The sequence below is a fragment of the Ramlibacter sp. bp-362 genome (assembly GCF_054956735.1).
This window is the reverse complement of sequence record NZ_JBUDXE010000001.1, coordinates 177,352-192,122: the sequence shown is the minus strand read 5'-3', so window position 1 is coordinate 192,122 and position 14,771 is coordinate 177,352. Positions and strand designations below refer to the sequence as shown.

The 14,771-nt window shown below is 72.4% G+C and carries 19 protein-coding genes; 11 read left to right on the top strand and 8 right to left on the bottom strand.

Features of this window, described 5'->3' with window-relative positions:
- Positions 1-50: 50 nt before the first annotated feature.
- Positions 51-944 (bottom strand): LysR substrate-binding domain-containing protein, encoded by an 894-nt coding sequence (locus ACY0MJ_RS00935; protein WP_462636381.1) that lies wholly within the window; start codon positions 942-944, stop codon positions 51-53.
- 103 nt (positions 945-1,047) lie between these two features.
- On the opposite strand from ACY0MJ_RS00935, the gene ACY0MJ_RS00930 reads away from it, so the two are divergent.
- Together ACY0MJ_RS00930 and ACY0MJ_RS00925 are read left to right on the top strand one after the other, a co-directional pair.
- Positions 1,048-2,028, top strand: a complete 981-nt coding sequence (locus tag ACY0MJ_RS00930; protein WP_462636380.1) for a tripartite tricarboxylate transporter substrate-binding protein — start codon at positions 1,048-1,050, stop codon at positions 2,026-2,028.
- A gap of 7 nt (positions 2,029-2,035) precedes the next feature.
- Entirely contained in the window at positions 2,036-3,448 is a 1,413-nt protein-coding gene (locus tag ACY0MJ_RS00925) for an FAD-dependent oxidoreductase (RefSeq protein WP_462636379.1), read from the top strand.
- A gap of 10 nt (positions 3,449-3,458) precedes the next feature.
- Here ACY0MJ_RS00925 and ACY0MJ_RS00920 read toward each other — a convergent pair whose 3' ends face one another.
- The 3 genes from ACY0MJ_RS00920 to ACY0MJ_RS00910 are packed head-to-tail and all read right to left on the bottom strand — an operon-like array spanning position 3,459 to position 6,357.
- A complete protein-coding gene (locus ACY0MJ_RS00920) occupies positions 3,459-3,791 on the bottom strand; it encodes a hypothetical protein (protein ID WP_462636378.1) in 333 nt (110 codons plus the stop codon).
- A 21-nt stretch (positions 3,792-3,812) separates the two neighbouring features.
- On the bottom strand, positions 3,813-4,163 hold the full coding sequence (locus ACY0MJ_RS00915; protein WP_462636376.1) for a hypothetical protein: 351 nt from the start codon (positions 4,161-4,163) through the stop codon (positions 3,813-3,815).
- Between the two features lie 52 nt (positions 4,164-4,215).
- The gene (locus ACY0MJ_RS00910) at positions 4,216-6,357 is read right to left on the bottom strand and encodes an ATP-binding protein (protein ID WP_462636375.1); all 2,142 of its coding nucleotides are present in this window, start codon (positions 6,355-6,357) and stop codon (positions 4,216-4,218) included.
- A gap of 83 nt (positions 6,358-6,440) precedes the next feature.
- On the opposite strand from ACY0MJ_RS00910, the gene ACY0MJ_RS00905 reads away from it, so the two are divergent.
- Entirely contained in the window at positions 6,441-7,172 is a 732-nt protein-coding gene (locus tag ACY0MJ_RS00905; protein WP_462636374.1) for a response regulator, read from the top strand.
- A 20-nt stretch (positions 7,173-7,192) separates the two neighbouring features.
- On the opposite strand, the gene ACY0MJ_RS00900 is transcribed toward ACY0MJ_RS00905, so the two are convergent.
- A complete protein-coding gene (locus tag ACY0MJ_RS00900) occupies positions 7,193-7,762 on the bottom strand; it encodes a hypothetical protein (protein ID WP_462636373.1) in 570 nt (189 codons plus the stop codon).
- Between the two features lie 111 nt (positions 7,763-7,873).
- Here ACY0MJ_RS00900 and ACY0MJ_RS00895 point away from each other — a divergent pair, with 111 nt between their 5' ends.
- Positions 7,874-8,086 (top strand): DUF3820 family protein, encoded by a 213-nt coding sequence (locus ACY0MJ_RS00895; RefSeq protein ID WP_462636372.1) that lies wholly within the window; start codon positions 7,874-7,876, stop codon positions 8,084-8,086.
- Here ACY0MJ_RS00895 and ACY0MJ_RS00890 read toward each other — a convergent pair.
- A complete protein-coding gene (locus ACY0MJ_RS00890) occupies positions 8,083-8,745 on the bottom strand; it encodes a nucleotidyl transferase AbiEii/AbiGii toxin family protein (protein ID WP_462636371.1) in 663 nt (220 codons plus the stop codon). The two genes, ACY0MJ_RS00895 and ACY0MJ_RS00890, sit on opposite strands and share 4 nt — an antisense overlap.
- Entirely contained in the window at positions 8,724-9,227 is a 504-nt protein-coding gene (locus ACY0MJ_RS00885) for a helix-turn-helix transcriptional regulator (RefSeq protein WP_462636370.1), read from the bottom strand. Before ACY0MJ_RS00885 ends, ACY0MJ_RS00890 begins: the two co-directional genes overlap by 22 nt.
- A 173-nt stretch (positions 9,228-9,400) precedes the next feature.
- Here ACY0MJ_RS00885 and ACY0MJ_RS00880 point away from each other — a divergent pair, with 173 nt between their 5' ends.
- On the top strand, positions 9,401-10,114 hold the full coding sequence (locus ACY0MJ_RS00880; protein ID WP_462636369.1) for an esterase/lipase family protein: 714 nt from the start codon (positions 9,401-9,403) through the stop codon (positions 10,112-10,114).
- On the opposite strand, the gene ACY0MJ_RS00875 is transcribed toward ACY0MJ_RS00880, so the two are convergent.
- Complete coding sequence (locus tag ACY0MJ_RS00875) at positions 10,109-11,005, bottom strand: LysR family transcriptional regulator (RefSeq protein WP_462636368.1); 897 nt, start codon at positions 11,003-11,005, stop codon at positions 10,109-10,111. The genes ACY0MJ_RS00880 and ACY0MJ_RS00875 overlap by 6 nt on opposite strands.
- A 92-nt stretch (positions 11,006-11,097) precedes the next feature.
- Between ACY0MJ_RS00875 and ACY0MJ_RS00870 the strand changes: the two genes are divergently transcribed.
- The 6 genes from ACY0MJ_RS00870 to ACY0MJ_RS00845 all read left to right on the top strand — a co-directional run bounded on the left by ACY0MJ_RS00870 (position 11,098) and on the right by ACY0MJ_RS00845 (position 14,681).
- Complete coding sequence (locus ACY0MJ_RS00870) at positions 11,098-11,916, top strand: DODA-type extradiol aromatic ring-opening family dioxygenase (RefSeq protein ID WP_462636367.1); 819 nt, start codon at positions 11,098-11,100, stop codon at positions 11,914-11,916.
- Complete coding sequence (gene ypfH, locus ACY0MJ_RS00865) at positions 11,909-12,529, top strand: esterase (protein WP_462636366.1); 621 nt, start codon at positions 11,909-11,911, stop codon at positions 12,527-12,529. Before ACY0MJ_RS00870 ends, ypfH begins: the two co-directional genes overlap by 8 nt.
- Positions 12,530-12,535: 6 nt before the next feature.
- A complete protein-coding gene (locus tag ACY0MJ_RS00860; RefSeq protein WP_462636365.1) occupies positions 12,536-12,979 on the top strand; it encodes a hypothetical protein in 444 nt (147 codons plus the stop codon).
- A 136-nt stretch (positions 12,980-13,115) separates the two neighbouring features.
- On the top strand, positions 13,116-13,571 hold the full coding sequence (locus ACY0MJ_RS00855) for a hypothetical protein (protein ID WP_462636364.1): 456 nt from the start codon (positions 13,116-13,118) through the stop codon (positions 13,569-13,571).
- Positions 13,568-14,014, top strand: a complete 447-nt coding sequence (locus ACY0MJ_RS00850) for a hypothetical protein (protein WP_462636363.1) — start codon at positions 13,568-13,570, stop codon at positions 14,012-14,014. The genes ACY0MJ_RS00855 and ACY0MJ_RS00850 overlap by 4 nt, the downstream gene beginning before the upstream one ends.
- Before the next feature lie 34 nt (positions 14,015-14,048).
- Entirely contained in the window at positions 14,049-14,681 is a 633-nt protein-coding gene (locus tag ACY0MJ_RS00845; RefSeq protein ID WP_462636362.1) for a class I SAM-dependent methyltransferase, read from the top strand.
- Positions 14,682-14,771 lie beyond the last annotated feature (90 nt).

Below are 14,771 nucleotides of genomic sequence, written 5' to 3'. Positions count from 1 at the left end.
TGTGCATCTATTGTAGCCCCGCCCTTGACCGCGAGCAACAGTCCTGCGCTTCAGGCCTGCATCGCCTCGCGCCAGGCCGTGTCGAATGCCGTGCAGAACGCCTTCTGCAGCGTCGACAGCGGCCGGTAGCGGTTGCGCAGGATGCCCACCGCCAGCCGCTCGCGCGTGCGGAAGTCGCGCACGGCCAGGTCGGTGAAGCTGTCGCCTGCGACGGCCGCGCGGTCGACCACGGCGATGCCGCCGCCGGCCCGCGCCTGCCAGCACGCGGATGCCGCCGAGCGCACCTGCAGGTCCAGCCGCAGCTGCGGCCCCTCGCGCCCGTAGGCGCGCCGCAGCGCCTGGCCGTAGGGCGTGTTCTCGGGCGAGGTGATGACCCGCTCGCCGCGCAGGTCCGCCGGCTCCAGCACCTTCCTGCGCGCGAGCGGATGGTCCTGGCGCAGCACGCAGGCGAAGCCGCAGCGGTAGCCCTGGATCGTGACCAGGTTGGGATGGTCGTTCGGCTGCAGCGCGACGCCGAGGTCCGCCGTGCGATCGAGCAGCGCGTCGACCAGGAAGGGCGCGATCAGGATCTCCATCTGCGTCTGGATGTCAGGAAAGCTTTCGCACATCAGGGCGATGGCGCGCGGCACGAGCCAGGGCGCGAAGCTCGCCGACACCGCCAGCCGCAGCCGCCCCGCGCGCGGCTGCGCCAGCCCGCGGGCGACGTCGCGGATGCGTTCGACGCCGCGCCACAGCGCGTCCACCTCCGTGTACAGCTGCTGCGCCTCGGCCGTCGGCACCAGCCGGCCGCGCACCCGCTCGAACAGCGGCACGCCCGCCTGGCGCGCCGCCTGCGCGAGCACCTTGCTCACGGCGGGCTGCGAGACGTGCAGCAGTTCGGCCGCCGCGCCCACGCTGCCGGTGAGCATCACCGCCCGGAACACTTCCATCTGCCGCAGGTTCATGCGCGGGAACTTAACCCGAGGTTATGGCCTTGCCAACTCTTTTCATTTGACGGTGCCCCGGGGCGCTGCGCACCATGCGCGCCAGCATCCAGGAGTCGCACCCATGACCATCCGATCCGCATTCCGCCGCCGCGCGCTGCTCGGCGCCGCCGCCGCCGGCGTGCTCGCCCCCGCCTTCGTGCGCGCGCAGGGCTCCGGCTTTCCCGGCCACACCGTGAAGCTGATCCTGCCGCAGCCCCCCGGCGGCGCGGCCGACCGGCTCGCGCGCCTGTTCGCGGAGCGGCTGGAGGCGCGCTGGAAGCAGTCGGTGATCGTGGAGAACCGCCCCGGCGGCGGCGTCGTGGTCGGCACGCTGGCCACGGTGCGCGCGCCGGCCGACGGCCACACCATCGCGCTGCTCGGGAGCTCGCTGAGCATCAACGCGGTGCAGCGCAAGGACCTGCCCTACGAGATCAAGGACCTGCAGCCGCTGGCCCGCGTGGGCCACTACACGATGGGCCTGGTGGCGGCGACCGGCTTCCCGGCGAACGACGTCAGGGAGCTGATCGCGCTCGCCAGGGGCCAGGCGCCGAACGCGATCTCCTTCGGCTCCAACGGCATTGGCACCTCGGCGCAGCTCGCCGGCGACATGCTCAACGCCATGGCCGGCATCACGCTGCAGCACGTGCCCTACAACGGCGCCGCCAAGATGTACACCGACATCGTCGGGGGCATCCTGCCCATGGGCTTCTCGGTCGTGAGCTCCGCCGTCAACTTCATCAAGGCGGGCCAGATGAAGGTGCTGGGCGTGACGAGCGCGCAGCGCAGCCCGCTGTTTCCGCAGTGGCCCACGATCGCCGAGACGCTGCCCGGCTACGAGGCCGTGAACTGGGCGGGCTTCGTCGCGCCGGCCGGCACGCCGCCCGACGTCGTGCAGCACCTCGGCGAGGACCTGCAGGCCGTGACGAAGGAGCCGGCGATGGCCAAGGCGCTCGCGGAGATGGGCATCGACGTCGCGCCGCAGGGCCCGGCCGAGTTCTCGGCCTTCATCCAGAGCGAGATCAAGCGCTTCTCCGCGCTGACCAGGCCGCTGGCGAAGGGCTGAGCACGCCGTGACCGCTTCCACCTACAAGCTCACCCGCGAACTCCCTGCCGAAGAACCGTACGACCTGGTCGTGGCCGGCGGCGGGCCGGCCGGCACCGCCGCCGCCGTCTGCGCCGCGCGCAGCGGACTCAAGGTGCTGCTGGCCGAGGCCACCGGCTGCCTGGGCGGCATGGGCACCAGCGGCCTCGTCGCGTCCTTCGGGCCGGTGTCCGACGGCGAGCGCATGCTGGTCGGCGGCTTCATGAAGGAGCTGCTCGACACCATGTGGGCCCGCAAGGCCTTCGCGCCCCAGGTCACGCAGGACTACCTGCACCGGCAGCTGAATCGCTGGGTGCCCTTCCAGCCCGAGCACCTGAAGCGCATCCTCGACGAGTTCGCCGTGCAGGCGGGCGTGGAGCTGCGCTTCTTCACGCGCGTGGTGGAGGCGGACGTGAGCGGCCGGCGCATCAACGGCGTGATCCTCAGCAACGTGGAAGGCCTGCGCTACGTGCCGGCCAAGGCCTTCATCGACGCGACCGGCGACGCCGCGCTGGCCGCCCTGGCCGGGGCCGCCTGCAAGACGGTCCTGCGCGACACGGAGACCGTGTCGCCCAGCACGCTGTGCTCGCTGCTCGCGGGCATGAACTGGAACGACCCCGCCTACGGCGAGAACGGCAGCGGCCTCGACGCGGTGAAGAGCCGCGTCCGCTCCGAGCTCGTGCCGAAGGCGATCGAGGACGGCTTCTTCACCCAGGAAGACCGCTTCTTCCCCGGCATGAACCGCGTCGGCCCGGAAGGCGCGACGCTCAACGCCGGCCACGTGTTCAACCTGAACCCGCTGTCGGTGCGCAGCCTGTCGGACGGCATGGTGTTCGGCCGCAAGCTGGCCGTGGAGTACACCGAGTTCTACCGCAAGTACGTGCCCGGCTGCGAGCAGCTGGAGCTGCTGACGACGGCGCCGCTGATGGGCGTGCGCGACTCGCGCCGCATCGTCGGCGAGTTCGAGCTGACCATCGACGACTTCCGCTCCAAGCGCCAGTTCCACGACCAGGTGGCCGTTTACAACCGCCCCACCGACGTGCACCCGACCGACACCAGCAAGGCCGAGTACGAGCGCTTCATGAAGGACTTCCACGGCAAGGAGAACCTGGGCAAGGGGGACTGCGTCGGCATCCCCTACAGCATCCTCGTGCCGCGCGGCTGGGAGAACCTGTGGGTCGCCGGCCGCTGCCACTCCAGCGACACCAAGGTCCACGGCTCGATCCGCGCGCAGTCCGCCGCCTACATGATGGGCCAGGCCGCCGGCACCGCCGCGGCGCAGTCCATCGCGACCGGCCAGCCGGCCAACGACCTGGACACGAAGCGGCTGGTGGAGACGCTGCGCTTCGAGGGCGCCTACCTGCCGCAGAAGGAACTGGGCCGGCAGATGACGCGGGCCTGAGGGCGCGCCCTCAGCCGCCCACGCACAGGCGGAACAGCGCGCCCGATTCCAGCGTCACCGTGTAGCGGCGGCGCAGCGCGCCGCGGCGCACGTGCACGTGGTAGGTGCCGGCCGGCAGCGCCACTTCCAGCGGCGGCTGCGCGCCGTGCAGCGACAGCACGCGGCGGCCCTGCAGGTCGTCGATCTCCAGCGTGGCGCCGTCGGGCTGCGGGCCGTCGCCATGCTGCAGGCCGGCGCGCAGGCGCTGCCACAGCAGCGTCGCCAGCCCGCGCGGCATCGCTTCCGCGCCGGCCGCGTCGATCAGCAGCCGCGCGGCCGGCGAGGCCTCGTGCAGGGCCAGCATGGCCTCGGTCCCCGCCGATGCTCAGGCCCGGGCCAGCGTGGCGCGCAGGGCAGTCAGCGCGTCCTGCAGCGCATCCTCGGCCTCGGTGAGCCGGCCCTGGCGCGCCATCCAGGCGGCGCGGTCCAGCCCGGTGAGCGCCTGGCCGTAGCGGCCGTCGTGCATCAGGTGCAGCAGCGCGCGGGCGGTGCGGATCTCCATCATGGCCTCCGCGTCGTGGCTGCAATAGAGCTCCACCTGGGCGCGGCGGATCTCCATGGCCGCGCGCTCGCAGCCGTCTTCGCCCGCGACCAGGAACACGGCCTGCGGTGCGCCGTAAGCGCCGGCGCCCACGAGTGCGGCGAGCACCCCCAGGGTGGTCGGTGATGTGAACACGGCGGGTCTCCTTGGCGGGGCTGCGATGCCCCCACTCTGGACCCGGGATGTGTCAGTGCGATGGTCCGCAGCCGTCCGCGGATGACAGATGCAACGAAGCTGGCTCAGCCGTGCCGTCTTGCCGCAGGACCGCGGCGAGGGCGGCGGCGAGTTCCGCCCGCTGCAGCGGCTTGGCCAGCACCCGCCGCACGCCCGCGGCCACCGCGCGCTGCGCGAGCGACTGGCCGCCGTAGCCGCTGACCAGCAGCACGGGCAGCTCGGGCGCGACAGCGCGCGCCGCCTCCGCGAGCGCCGTTCCACCGAGGCCGGGCATGACTTCGTCGGTGACCAGCGCGGCATAGCGCGCGGGTTCGGCGCGCAGGGCGGCGAGCGCCGCCGTGGGGTCGGTGAAGCCGCTCGCGCGGTAGCCGAGCCCGCCGAGCATTTCCTGCGTCATGGCGACGAGCTCCGGCTGGTCGTCCACCACCAGCAGCGCCTGTCCGGCCCCGGCGGCCGTCGCCGGCGTGGCGGCGGGTGCCAGGGCGGCGGGCTCGGTGCTCTCCGGCAGGTACAGCGTGAAGCGGGCGCCGCGGCCCGGCGCGCCCTGCACGTCGATGGCCCCACCGAACTCGGCGACCACGCCGTGCACGAGCGCCAGGCCGAGCCCGGTGCCGGCGTGCGCCGTGCGCGTGGTGAAGAAGGGTTCGAACAGGTGTTCCGCCACTTCCGGCGTGATGCCCTTGCCCTGGTCGGCCACGGCGAGCGCGAGGTAGCGCCCGGGCGGCAGCGAGCTGTGCGACAGCACGCGCGCTTCCTCCACGTGGACCCGCTGCACGCCCACGCTGAGCATGCCGCCCTGCGGCATCGCCTGCAGCGCGTTGGTGCACAGGTTCATGACGGCCTCGAACACGCGCGTCGGGTCGCCGCGCAGCCGCGCATCGGGCGCTTCCAGTGCGCGCTCCAGCACGATGCCTGGGCGCAGCGATGCGGAGAGCAGGGCCAGCACCTCCTCCACCACGGGCTCCAGCGCGAACACCGTGGAGGCGCGCGCGCCGCCGCGGCTGACGCTCAGGATGCGCTCGACCAGCGCCTTGCCGCGCAGGGCCGCCTGCAGCACGCGATCGAGATGGCGCGCCTGCGGCGTGCCGTCCGCGGCCGCGTCGCGGGCCATCTCGCCATAGCCGACGATGGCCGCCAGCACGTTGTTGAAGTCGTGCGCGACGCCGCCGGCCAGCGTGCCCAGCGCCTCCAGCCGGCTCGCGCGCGCCCGCTGCGCCTGCGCCGCGCGCTGCGCATCGACGCGGCGCCGGTTCGCCAGCAGCGCGAAGTGCACGGCCGCGACCAGCACCACCAGCAGGAGCAGCAGCGACAGCGCCGCCGCTTCCGCCGTCTGCCGCCACGCGCGCAGCATCGCGTCCAGGTCGCGCACCACGACCACCTCGATGCCGTAGCGGCGCAGGTCGTGCACGGCGAGCAGCCGGTCGCGCTCGCCCGGCAGGCGGACCAGGTCGGCGCGCGCGATGCGCCCCATGTCGTGGCCGGCGCGCACCTGCGCCTGCGTGAGCGTGCCCTGGTTGGCGGCGGCGAGCACCTCGCCGTCGCCGCGGAAGACCGCCATCCCTGCATCGGGCGCGGGCGATGCCACCGTGAAGGCGCCGAGCAGCAGCCGCGCGGGCATCGCCGCCAGGATCCAGCCGCCGGGCAGGGCGGCCACGCCGTCGGCGCGCAGGCCCAGGGCCGCCACCGCGCCGTCCACGTCCGGCAGCGGGTCGGCCAGCGCGAGCCCGTCGGCCGGCAGCGCATGCAGGCGCGTGCCGAAGCTGGACAGGGCGCCGCCGGCGTCCGGATCGGACGAGGCGACCACGCGGCCGGCGCTATCGCTCAGCGACAGCGCGCTCGCCAGCGGCATCAGGTCGGCCCGCGTGCGCAAGGCCTCGGTGGCGAGCGGGCCGGCGACGGGCAGGCGGCCCTGCTGCAATTCGGTCCGCACCGCCTGCAGGCCTTCCTCCAGCCCGCGCAGGCCGCGGTCGATCTCGTCGGACAGCGCCAGCGACAGCAGGCCCAGCTCGCGCGTCTGGGCCTCGAGCGCATCGCGCCGCAGCTGCCAAAGCGCCGCCCCGGCGGCCGCCGCGAGCAGCAGCCACAGCGCGAGGGCCGCGCCCCACCAGCGCCAGGGGCTCACGGGGGCGGGAGCGGAGGAAGGGGAGCCGGGCATCCGGATGACATTTGACATCGTCCGCGATCGGGCCGCCATGCCTCCGCTAGCATGTGCCGGAGCGCCGCACCCCGGATCCGCCCATGAACACTGCCACCGCACCGCACATCCTCGTCGTCGACGACGACCCCGCCGTGCGCGAGATGGTCGCCGAGTACCTGGTGGACAACGAACTGCGCGTGAGCACGGCCGCCTCCGGCGGCGAGATGTTCGCGCTGTTCGAGCGGGAGGCGATCGACCTGGTGCTGCTGGACCTGCGCCTGCCCGGCGAGGACGGCATGCAGCTCGCGCGCAGCCTGCGCGAGCGCGCCACCGTGCCCATCGTGCTGCTCACCGGCCGCAACGAGGAGGCCGACCGGGTGATGGGCCTGGAGCTCGGCGCCGACGACTACGTCACCAAGCCGTTCAGCCCGCGCGAGCTGCTGGCGCGCGTGCGCGCCGTGCTGCGCCGCTACCAGGTGCAGGCGACGCTGCCGGAGCGCGACAACGCGCGGCGCGGCTTCCGCTTCGCGGGCTGGGAGCTGAACCTGCGCACGCGCCGCCTCGTCGCGCCGGACGGCCGACTGGTGCCGTTGTCCAACGGCGAGTTCAGCCTGCTCGCCGCGCTGTGCCGCGCGCCGCAGCGGGTGCTGACGCGCGAGCAGCTGCTGTCGATGTCGCGGCTGCACGAGGCCGAGGTCTACGACCGCACCATCGACGTGCAGGTGCGCCGGCTGCGCGTGAAGATCGAGGAGGACAGCGCGCTGCCGGCGCTGATCCTCACGGAGCGCGGCGCCGGCTACCGCCTGGCCTGCGAAGTGGAAACGCTGTACTGAGGCGCGCCGGGGCCGCATCGTCAGGCCGGCGGCGAGGCCGCGCTGCCGTGCAGGTCGCGGAGCAGGTCCGGCGCAGGGGCATCCTCGGCGAGCGCGTGCTCGCGCACCTCCAGCGCGCCGGCGCCCTGCAGCAGCGACCGCGCGAAGTCGGCCTCGCCGCGGCCGCCCTGCAGCAGCACGGCGAAGCGGCCGGCCCGGATGGCGCGCGCGTAGCGCTCCACGGCTTCCGGCGCGAGCCCCAGTGACGCGAACGCCGAGGACAGCGGCCCCCGGCCCGCATCGCCCACGCCCGCCGAAACCGCATTGACGAAAGGCCCGAGGATCACCACCTGCCCCACGCCGGGGAACAGCAGCAGCGCGGAACCGGCGGGCACGCCGCTCCAGCTGGACCACAGCTTCCCGAAGCGGCCCCAGTAGCGCGGCCCGTCGCCGCGGTCGATGACGCCGGCGACGTGCTCCTCCTTGTGGTAGTTCCGGCCGACGATGGAGAGGCGCCGCAGGTCGAAGCCGGCCTGCCGCAGCGCCCGCACGCCGGCCTCGGTCCGCAGGCTGTCGGAGAAGAGGGCGACGGTGGTGCACGGCGGGTTCATGGCGCGGGCTCCGGGGGAGCAGGGACCACTGTGCGGCGGCGCCGGGACGGGCGTGTTGCAGGGGCGGGGCGCTTTGTGACCGCTGAAACATGGGCGGGCGACAATGGGCGCATGTCGGAAGCGCTCATGCGGCTGGTGCAGGTGGAAATGCCCTACGGCAAGTACAAGGGCACGCGGATCGCCGACCTGCCCGGCAACTACCTGAACTGGTTCGCCCGCGAGGGCTTCCCGCCCGGCGAACTGGGGCGGCTGCTGGCGCTGATGCACGAGATCGACCACAACGGGCTGCGGCACCTGCTGGCGCCGTTGCGGAGGCGAGGCTAGGGGGCGGTCGCGGAGTCCACGATCATTTCCGCAAGAACGAGGCATTCCTCGAACGGGCGTTCGTAGGCGATGCGGTGGATTGCGGCGAATTCCGCTTCCAGGAAGCCTGCGTTCGCCTTCATCCGGTCGATGAACGCCTGCCCGTGGCGCGCGAGGAACGGCGCCGCCAGGTCCATGGCAGCCGGGTCCAGGTCCGCCACGGCGCAAAGGTCGAACAGGTCCCGTGCCTTGGCCTGGTTCCCGCGGAAGTACATCTTCTTCGCAAGGATCTCGGCGTTGGTCTCGACGCGGATCTCGCGCCCGAGGTAGGTGACCAGTTCCCAGGGCTCGCTTGTGAGGGGCTCGCCGACGACGATGTCGATCTCGCCCGATGGCATCAGCAGCTTCACGTACTCGGCCGTTTCCACATACTCGGTCGTGAGGTCCTGCGCCACGTCGCAAAGACGCGGCGTCACGTGGCCGAGGTATTGAGGATCCGGTACGAAAAGATCGATGTCGCGGCTGTAGCGGTGATCCAGGCGGAGCATGAGCACCGTCCCGCCGCCGAAGGTCCACTGCGGCATTTCCATGACGCTGCCCAGGTGGTCGGTGAGCTTCAGCGCGGCGTGGAACAGTTCGCTCCACGCGCCGGGCCTGCTCAGATCGATCGGTCTTGCCATAAGCGGCGATCGGCTTTCAGGGCTTGCGCCAGCAAGCGCATGCGCTTCCAGGTATCGGGCGCAGGAATCTTGTCCACCTGCTGCAATTCGTCCGCGACCCCCGCCAGGATGGCCACCGGCGCTTCCTGGAGAAGAGTCCTCAGGTGAGGGATGTATCCCGGCGGCACGGCGCCTTGCCGGAGGGCGTCGGCGAGGATTCCCGCCGGCAGCGCTTCCCCATAAGGCACGCTGGCGACCCGGGCAGCCGCTTCGAGCGCGCTGCCTTCCTTCGGCCGCCGCCGGCCGACGAGGCCGACCGCGAACCCGAGTTCATTCGCGAGCCGTTCGATCCGGTTGGAGCTCAGGTCCTTCAGCTTTCCCGTCTCGAGTGCGTTGATCGTCACGCGCGAGAGCTCGGCGAGGTCGGCCAATTGCTGCTGCGTCAGGCCGATCTCCCGCCTGCGGCTTCGCACAGCCGAGCCGAGTTCGGTCAGGAGTGCCATGCCCGGAGGATAGCCGGGGCGCGCTAAATGTCAAATTAAAGATATATGGAAAAGAAAAATTAATTCGTCATACAGCCCCGCCCGAGCCCTTGTTCCTCCATACTTCCCCCTTCCGAGGCGGAGCCAGGAGCTCGACAGAAGCTCCAGAGGGGCAAGGACTTTGGGGAGGCGCCATGCGCTGGATCCTCGGCTTCTGTGTCGCGCTCTGTGCGGGCGGCGCGTTCGCGCAGCTGCCCGCGCTGCAACCGCTCGGCCCCGGCAAGAGCGACGCGCAGGCCATCGTTCTGGTCAGCGGCATCAACAACACCTGGCGCTGGTTCGAACCCTGGTTCCCGGAACTGCAGGGCCGGGAGGCCGCCTTCTACGGGTTCACCGGCGACCATCGCGCGCACACGATGACGCAGAACGCACGCGCGCTCGCCGACGGCCTCGCGCAACTGCAGGCCCAGGGCGCCCGGAAGATCACGCTGCTCGCGCACTCCATGGGCGGACTGGTCGCCAAGAAGGCGCTGCACCTCCTGGCGGAGCAGGGCCGCCTGCAGCAGTTCGAATCGGTCGCGTTCACCGCCTACGGAACGCCCTGGGGCGGCAGCGGCTGGGCGATGCTGGCGCGGCTGCCGGGGAGTTCGCTCGTGATCAAGGCGCTGGCCCTGCCGATGGCGCGCGAGATGGATCCACGCTCGGACTTCATGGCCAGCCTGCGGCAGCCGCTGCCGGCCAACGTGCGCTTCGAGATCATGGAGAGCGAGGCCGACGACGTCGCGTTGCCGCGCGCGCGCGCCGCCGTCGCGCAGTACCGGGCCATCCTGGCGCAGGCGAACATCGTCGAACGCGTCGCGGCGGTGGACCACGACGGCTTCGCGCGGCGCCTCAAGCCCTTCCTATAGCCAGTCGGCGCCGGCCAGCTTCGCCGAGAGGAAGTCCAGCACCGCCCGCACCTTGGGCAGCACGAACTTGCGCGTGGGGTAGACGGCGTAGATGCCCAGGTCGATGGAGCGGTATTGCGGCAGCACCTCCACCAGATCGCCCGCCGCGAGCGCGCGAGCGACGAGGAAGGTCGGTTGCAGCTGGATGCCGCTCGCGCGCAGGGCCGCGGCCAGGCAGGTGTCGCCGTTGTTCGTCACCAGCCGCGACCGCACCTTCACGCTGGCCGGCCCCTCCGGCCCGGTGAACTGCCACTGGTCGCCCATCGCGAGCAGGCTGTAGCCGATCACGTCGTGCTGCGCGAGTTCCGACGGATGCCGAGGCGTGCCTCGGCGCCGCAGGTACTCGGGCGCCGCGCACAGCACGAGGCGCGTGGATGCGAGCTGCCGCGACACGAGGGACGAATCGGGCAGGCGCGCGATGCGCACCGCCAGGTCGAAGCCTTCGTCCACCAGGTCGATCACGCGATCGGCCAGCTGCACGTCCAGCGACACGCGCGGATGCGCCGCCAGGAACTCGCTCCACAGGGGCGCCAGGTGCCGGATGCCGAAGCTGACCGGCACGCTGAGTTTCAGCAGCCCGCTGGCCTCGGCGGCATGCTTCGAGATCTCCGCCTCCGAGGCCTCGATGCTGGCCAGGATCTCGCGGCTGCGGGCGAGGAAGACCTCGCCTTCGGGGGTGAGCGACAGCTTGCGCGTGGTGCGGTGGATGAGCCGCACGCCCAGGCGCTGCTCCAGGTCCGAGACGTAGCGCGACACGGCCGCCTTCGACAGGCCCAGCGCGTCCGCGGCGGCGACGAAGCTGCCCGCGTCGATCACGCCGGCGAAGACGCGCATCTCCTGGTACTTGTCCATTGTCCCGATTCCGTGAACTGTCCATCCAGATCAAGGCACTTTAATCCCTTGCACCGGGTCAATACATTGGACGGAAAGGAAGGACATCCACCATGACCCAGCCGTTTCCGCCCCTCTTCGTCTCCCACGGCGCCCCGACGTTCGCGATCGAGCCGGGCCTGGCCGGCGCGCAGCTGCGCGCGCTCGGCCGCGCGCTCGGCAAGCCGAAGGCCGTCGTCATCGTGTCGCCGCACTGGATGACGCGCGGCGTCGAGGTCGGCGCCGCGCCGCGGCCGGAGACCATCCACGACTTCGGCGGGTTCCCCCGCGCGCTGTACGCGCTGCAATATCCAGCGCCTGGCGCGCCGGAGCTCGCTTCGCATGTGCAGCAACTGCTGCGCTCGAGCGGCATCGCGGCCAAGCTGGACCCGCAGCGCGGACTGGACCACGGCGCCTGGGTGCCGCTGATGCACCTGTACCCGGAGGCGGACGTGCCCGTGGTGCAGGTGTCCCTGCCATTGGTCACGGACGCCGCCGGCGCCTTCGCGCTGGGCCGCGCGCTGGCGCCGCTGGCGGCTGAAGGCGTGCTGGTGGTGGGCTCCGGCAGCCTCACGCACAACCTGTACGAGTTCCGCGTGGGCGACGCCGCCGAGGCGCCGTACGCGCGCGAGTTCTCGGCCTGGATCCGGCAGGCGGTGGAATCCGGCGACGTGCAGCGGCTGCAGCAGGCACTGGAGCTCGCGCCGCACGCCGGGCGCGCGCATCCGACCACCGAGCACTTCCTGCCCCTGCTGGTGGCCGCTGGCGCGGCGATGCAGTCAACGCCCGCCACCGTGCTGGATGGCGGCATCCGCCATGGCGTGCTCGCGATGGAGTCGTACGTGTTCGGCCAGCGCGTGGCGCTGGAGATGGAGGAGGCCGCCCATGCCTGACGCGTCCGTCGTGATCGCGCGCCCGCGGCAGGCGGCGCGGCTGGTGCTGCTGTTCCACGGCGTCGGTTCCTCCGCCGCGGACCTGGTGCCGCTGGGCGAGGCCGTCGCGCAGGCCGCGCCGGAGGCGATGGTGGTGAGCGTCGATGCGGCGCATCCGTCCACGTTGGGCCGCGGGCGCGAATGGTTCTCCGTCGTCGGCGTCACCGAGGAGAACCGTCCCGCGCGGATCGCCGCCGCCATGCCGGATTTCCTGCAGGCGGTCGCGCACTGGCAGCACGAGAGCGGGCTCGCTCCGGGGGCCACCGTGCTGGTCGGCTTCTCGCAGGGCGCGATCATGTCGCTGGAGGCCACGCAGGCCGATGCCGCGCCGGCCGCGCGCGTGATCGCGCTGGCCGGCCGCTTCGCGCAGGGCGTGCGGCGCGCGCCGGCGGGCGTGCGCATCCACCTGGTCCATGGCGAGCAGGATGGCGTGGTGCCGACGCGTTTCTCGGTGGATGCCGCGCGGGCGCTTCAGGCGCTCGGCGCCGAAGCCACGCTCGACCTGCTGCCGGGCCTCGGCCACGGCATCGATGCGCGTGCGCTGCGCCTGGTCCTGGGCTATCTTGCCGATTGAAGCGCCATGACCGCCCGCCTCGCGATCACGGAACAGGCCTACCTGCTGCAGGAGGCGCGCGGCGGCGCGTGGGCCGATATCGCCACGCTCGCCGGCGGCGCCGCCGCCTTGCTGGACCCTTCGCGGCCGGTCGACGAGGCGCAGCTGGAGCGCGCCATCGAGGTCGCGGAGGATTGGCTGATGCCGCACGCCGCGCGCCTGGCCGGCGCCGTGCTGGAGGTCGAGGACCTCACGAGGCGATTGCGGTCCGGCCTGGGCGCCGTCCTCTCCGAGACGGGCACGGCCTGGAGCGTGGACGCGTTCGAGACGCTCTTCCTGCGGCTCGTGGACCTGGCGACCGGCCGCTTGCCGCCGCCCGCCCTGCAAGGCCGGCAGCCCTTCGTCGCCGACGTCCTGCTGCTGCGCGAGCTGGCGCACCACGGCCGGCTGCAGCAGCTCCGTCTCGCCTGACCGTCGCTTTTCGGCGGCTGGACGGCGGGGCGCCCGACGCTCGTCGCCCCTGCCCGACCGTACGGCGGCTGGTGCGGTCCGCGCGCCGAGGGGCGCCGGGTATAACGGCCGCACACGCAGCGCGGGAGGGCGCGACATGCTGCAGAGAGCTTCCGTTCTGGCGGGACTGGCCATCCTGCTGTCCCTGCTGTTTCCCCTGAGGCTGGCGCTGGAGCAGAACGGCATCGATCCGCTCGAGCTGCGGCTGGCCGGCACCGACCTGGCGGGCCTCGGCGCGCTGGCCGGCGCGCTGCCCGCATGGGCGCTGTGGCGCCACGGCCGCCTCGCGCACCGGATCCCGCGCTGGAACGCGTGGCTCGCCGTGCTGGCCGTCTTCTCGCTGCTGTTCCTCGTCCTGCACGTGCACGGCACGCGCGAACTGGTGGCCGCGCAGCTGCGCGAGGCGACGGGGAATGGAAGCGCCCATCTCCTGCTGCTGGAATGCGCGGAGCTCCTCAGCCGGCTGGGCGTGCTGGCGGGCATGGTCGGCGTGCTGGTGAACCTGCATGCGGTGCCCGAAGCACCGGTCGTCCGGCCGCGGAGGAAGAAATGAAGCGGCTCATGGTCGCCCTCACGCTGCTGCTGCTGCCCTTCCTGGCCACGCTGGAGCAGATGGCGCCGCTGCACCGGCTGCTCGCGAAGGTGGGCGTGCAGCGCTGGATGACGGAGCTGGTGCTGGCCGCCGGCGCCGTCGTCCTGTTCGCGCATCTCATCCAGCTGAACCGCCGCATGCTGTTCCCGCGGCGCGGCCTGCGGCTGCTGCTCGCCGGCATCGCGCTCTACGGCGTCGGCATCGCGCTGATGCTGGGACTGCCCGATCGCGCGGCGGCGGTGGTGCCGGCGGCCTCGCAGGGTGCGTGGTCCGGCCTGCCGGGCGTCGTGGCGCTGCTGCGGCCGCTGCCGCTGCTGGCCGTGGCGCAGGCGCTGCTGCTGGTGGGCGCCTTCCGCGCGCTCACCAATCTCGTGCCGCCGGACGAATTCGCCGAGGATTTCTAGCGGCCGGGCCGGACCCGGCGTAGCATCGCGCGCCGTGCAGGACTACTACGCCGCCCGGGCCCCCGAGTACGACCGCATCTACGCCAAGCCCGAGCGCCAGGACGACCTGCGCGCCATCGAGCGCTGGCTGCCGACGGTGTTCGCCGGCCGCTCGCTGCTGGAGGTCGCCTGCGGCACCGGCTACTGGACGCAGTTCATCGCCCCCGTGGCCACGCGCGTGCTGGCCATCGACGCGGCGCCGGAGACCCTGCGGATCGCGCGTGCCCGCGTTGCCTGCGAGCGCGTGGAGTTCACCACCGGCGACGCCTATGCGCTGCCGCCCGCCGCGCCCGGCTTCGAAGCGGCGTTCGCCGGCTTCTGGGTTTCGCACGTTCCGAGGCGCCGCATCGCCGGCTTCCTGGAAGGACTGCACCGCGCCCTGGTGCCCGGCGCGCGCATCGTCTTCCTCGACAACCTCTACGTCGAGGGCAACAGCACGCCGGTGTCCGACCCCGACGCCGGAGGCGACACCTGGCAGTGGCGCACGCTGGACGACGGCTCGCGCCACCGGCTGCTGAAGAATTTCCCCGGCGAAGGCGAGCTGCGCGAAGCCGTGCGGGGAAGCGCCCGCGACGTGCGCTTCCATGCGTGGAAGTACTACTGGGCATTGGAGTACGTGCTGGTGTAAGGCCCGCGCGGCGCGCCGTCATGCGCCTAAGGGTTAGCATGCAATCGAACGGGCCGCTTCGTTGATATCGTTTTTGCTTCGCTCGAAATT

Bases quoted from the DNA above. Each gene is read 5' to 3' on its own strand.
- ACY0MJ_RS00935 (WP_462636381.1), bottom strand. From the start codon at position 944: ATGAACCTGCGGCAGATGGAAGTGTTCCGGGCGGTGATGCTCACCGGC.
- ACY0MJ_RS00930 (WP_462636380.1), top strand. From the start codon at position 1,048: ATGACCATCCGATCCGCATTCCGCCGCCGCGCGCTGCTCGGCGCCGCC.
- ACY0MJ_RS00920 (WP_462636378.1), bottom strand. From the start codon at position 3,791: ATGCTGGCCCTGCACGAGGCCTCGCCGGCCGCGCGGCTGCTGATCGAC.
- ACY0MJ_RS00910 (WP_462636375.1), bottom strand. From the start codon at position 6,357: ATGCCCGGCTCCCCTTCCTCCGCTCCCGCCCCCGTGAGCCCCTGGCGC.
- ACY0MJ_RS00905 (WP_462636374.1), top strand. From the start codon at position 6,441: ATGAACACTGCCACCGCACCGCACATCCTCGTCGTCGACGACGACCCC.
- ACY0MJ_RS00900 (WP_462636373.1), bottom strand. From the start codon at position 7,762: ATGAACCCGCCGTGCACCACCGTCGCCCTCTTCTCCGACAGCCTGCGG.
- ACY0MJ_RS00895 (WP_462636372.1), top strand. From the start codon at position 7,874: ATGTCGGAAGCGCTCATGCGGCTGGTGCAGGTGGAAATGCCCTACGGC.
- ACY0MJ_RS00890 (WP_462636371.1), bottom strand. From the start codon at position 8,745: ATGGCAAGACCGATCGATCTGAGCAGGCCCGGCGCGTGGAGCGAACTG.
- ACY0MJ_RS00885 (WP_462636370.1), bottom strand. From the start codon at position 9,227: ATGGCACTCCTGACCGAACTCGGCTCGGCTGTGCGAAGCCGCAGGCGG.
- ACY0MJ_RS00880 (WP_462636369.1), top strand. From the start codon at position 9,401: ATGCGCTGGATCCTCGGCTTCTGTGTCGCGCTCTGTGCGGGCGGCGCG.
- ACY0MJ_RS00875 (WP_462636368.1), bottom strand. From the start codon at position 11,005: ATGGACAAGTACCAGGAGATGCGCGTCTTCGCCGGCGTGATCGACGCG.
- ACY0MJ_RS00870 (WP_462636367.1), top strand. From the start codon at position 11,098: ATGACCCAGCCGTTTCCGCCCCTCTTCGTCTCCCACGGCGCCCCGACG.
- ypfH (WP_462636366.1), top strand. From the start codon at position 11,909: ATGCCTGACGCGTCCGTCGTGATCGCGCGCCCGCGGCAGGCGGCGCGG.
- ACY0MJ_RS00860 (WP_462636365.1), top strand. From the start codon at position 12,536: ATGACCGCCCGCCTCGCGATCACGGAACAGGCCTACCTGCTGCAGGAG.
- ACY0MJ_RS00855 (WP_462636364.1), top strand. From the start codon at position 13,116: ATGCTGCAGAGAGCTTCCGTTCTGGCGGGACTGGCCATCCTGCTGTCC.
- ACY0MJ_RS00850 (WP_462636363.1), top strand. From the start codon at position 13,568: ATGAAGCGGCTCATGGTCGCCCTCACGCTGCTGCTGCTGCCCTTCCTG.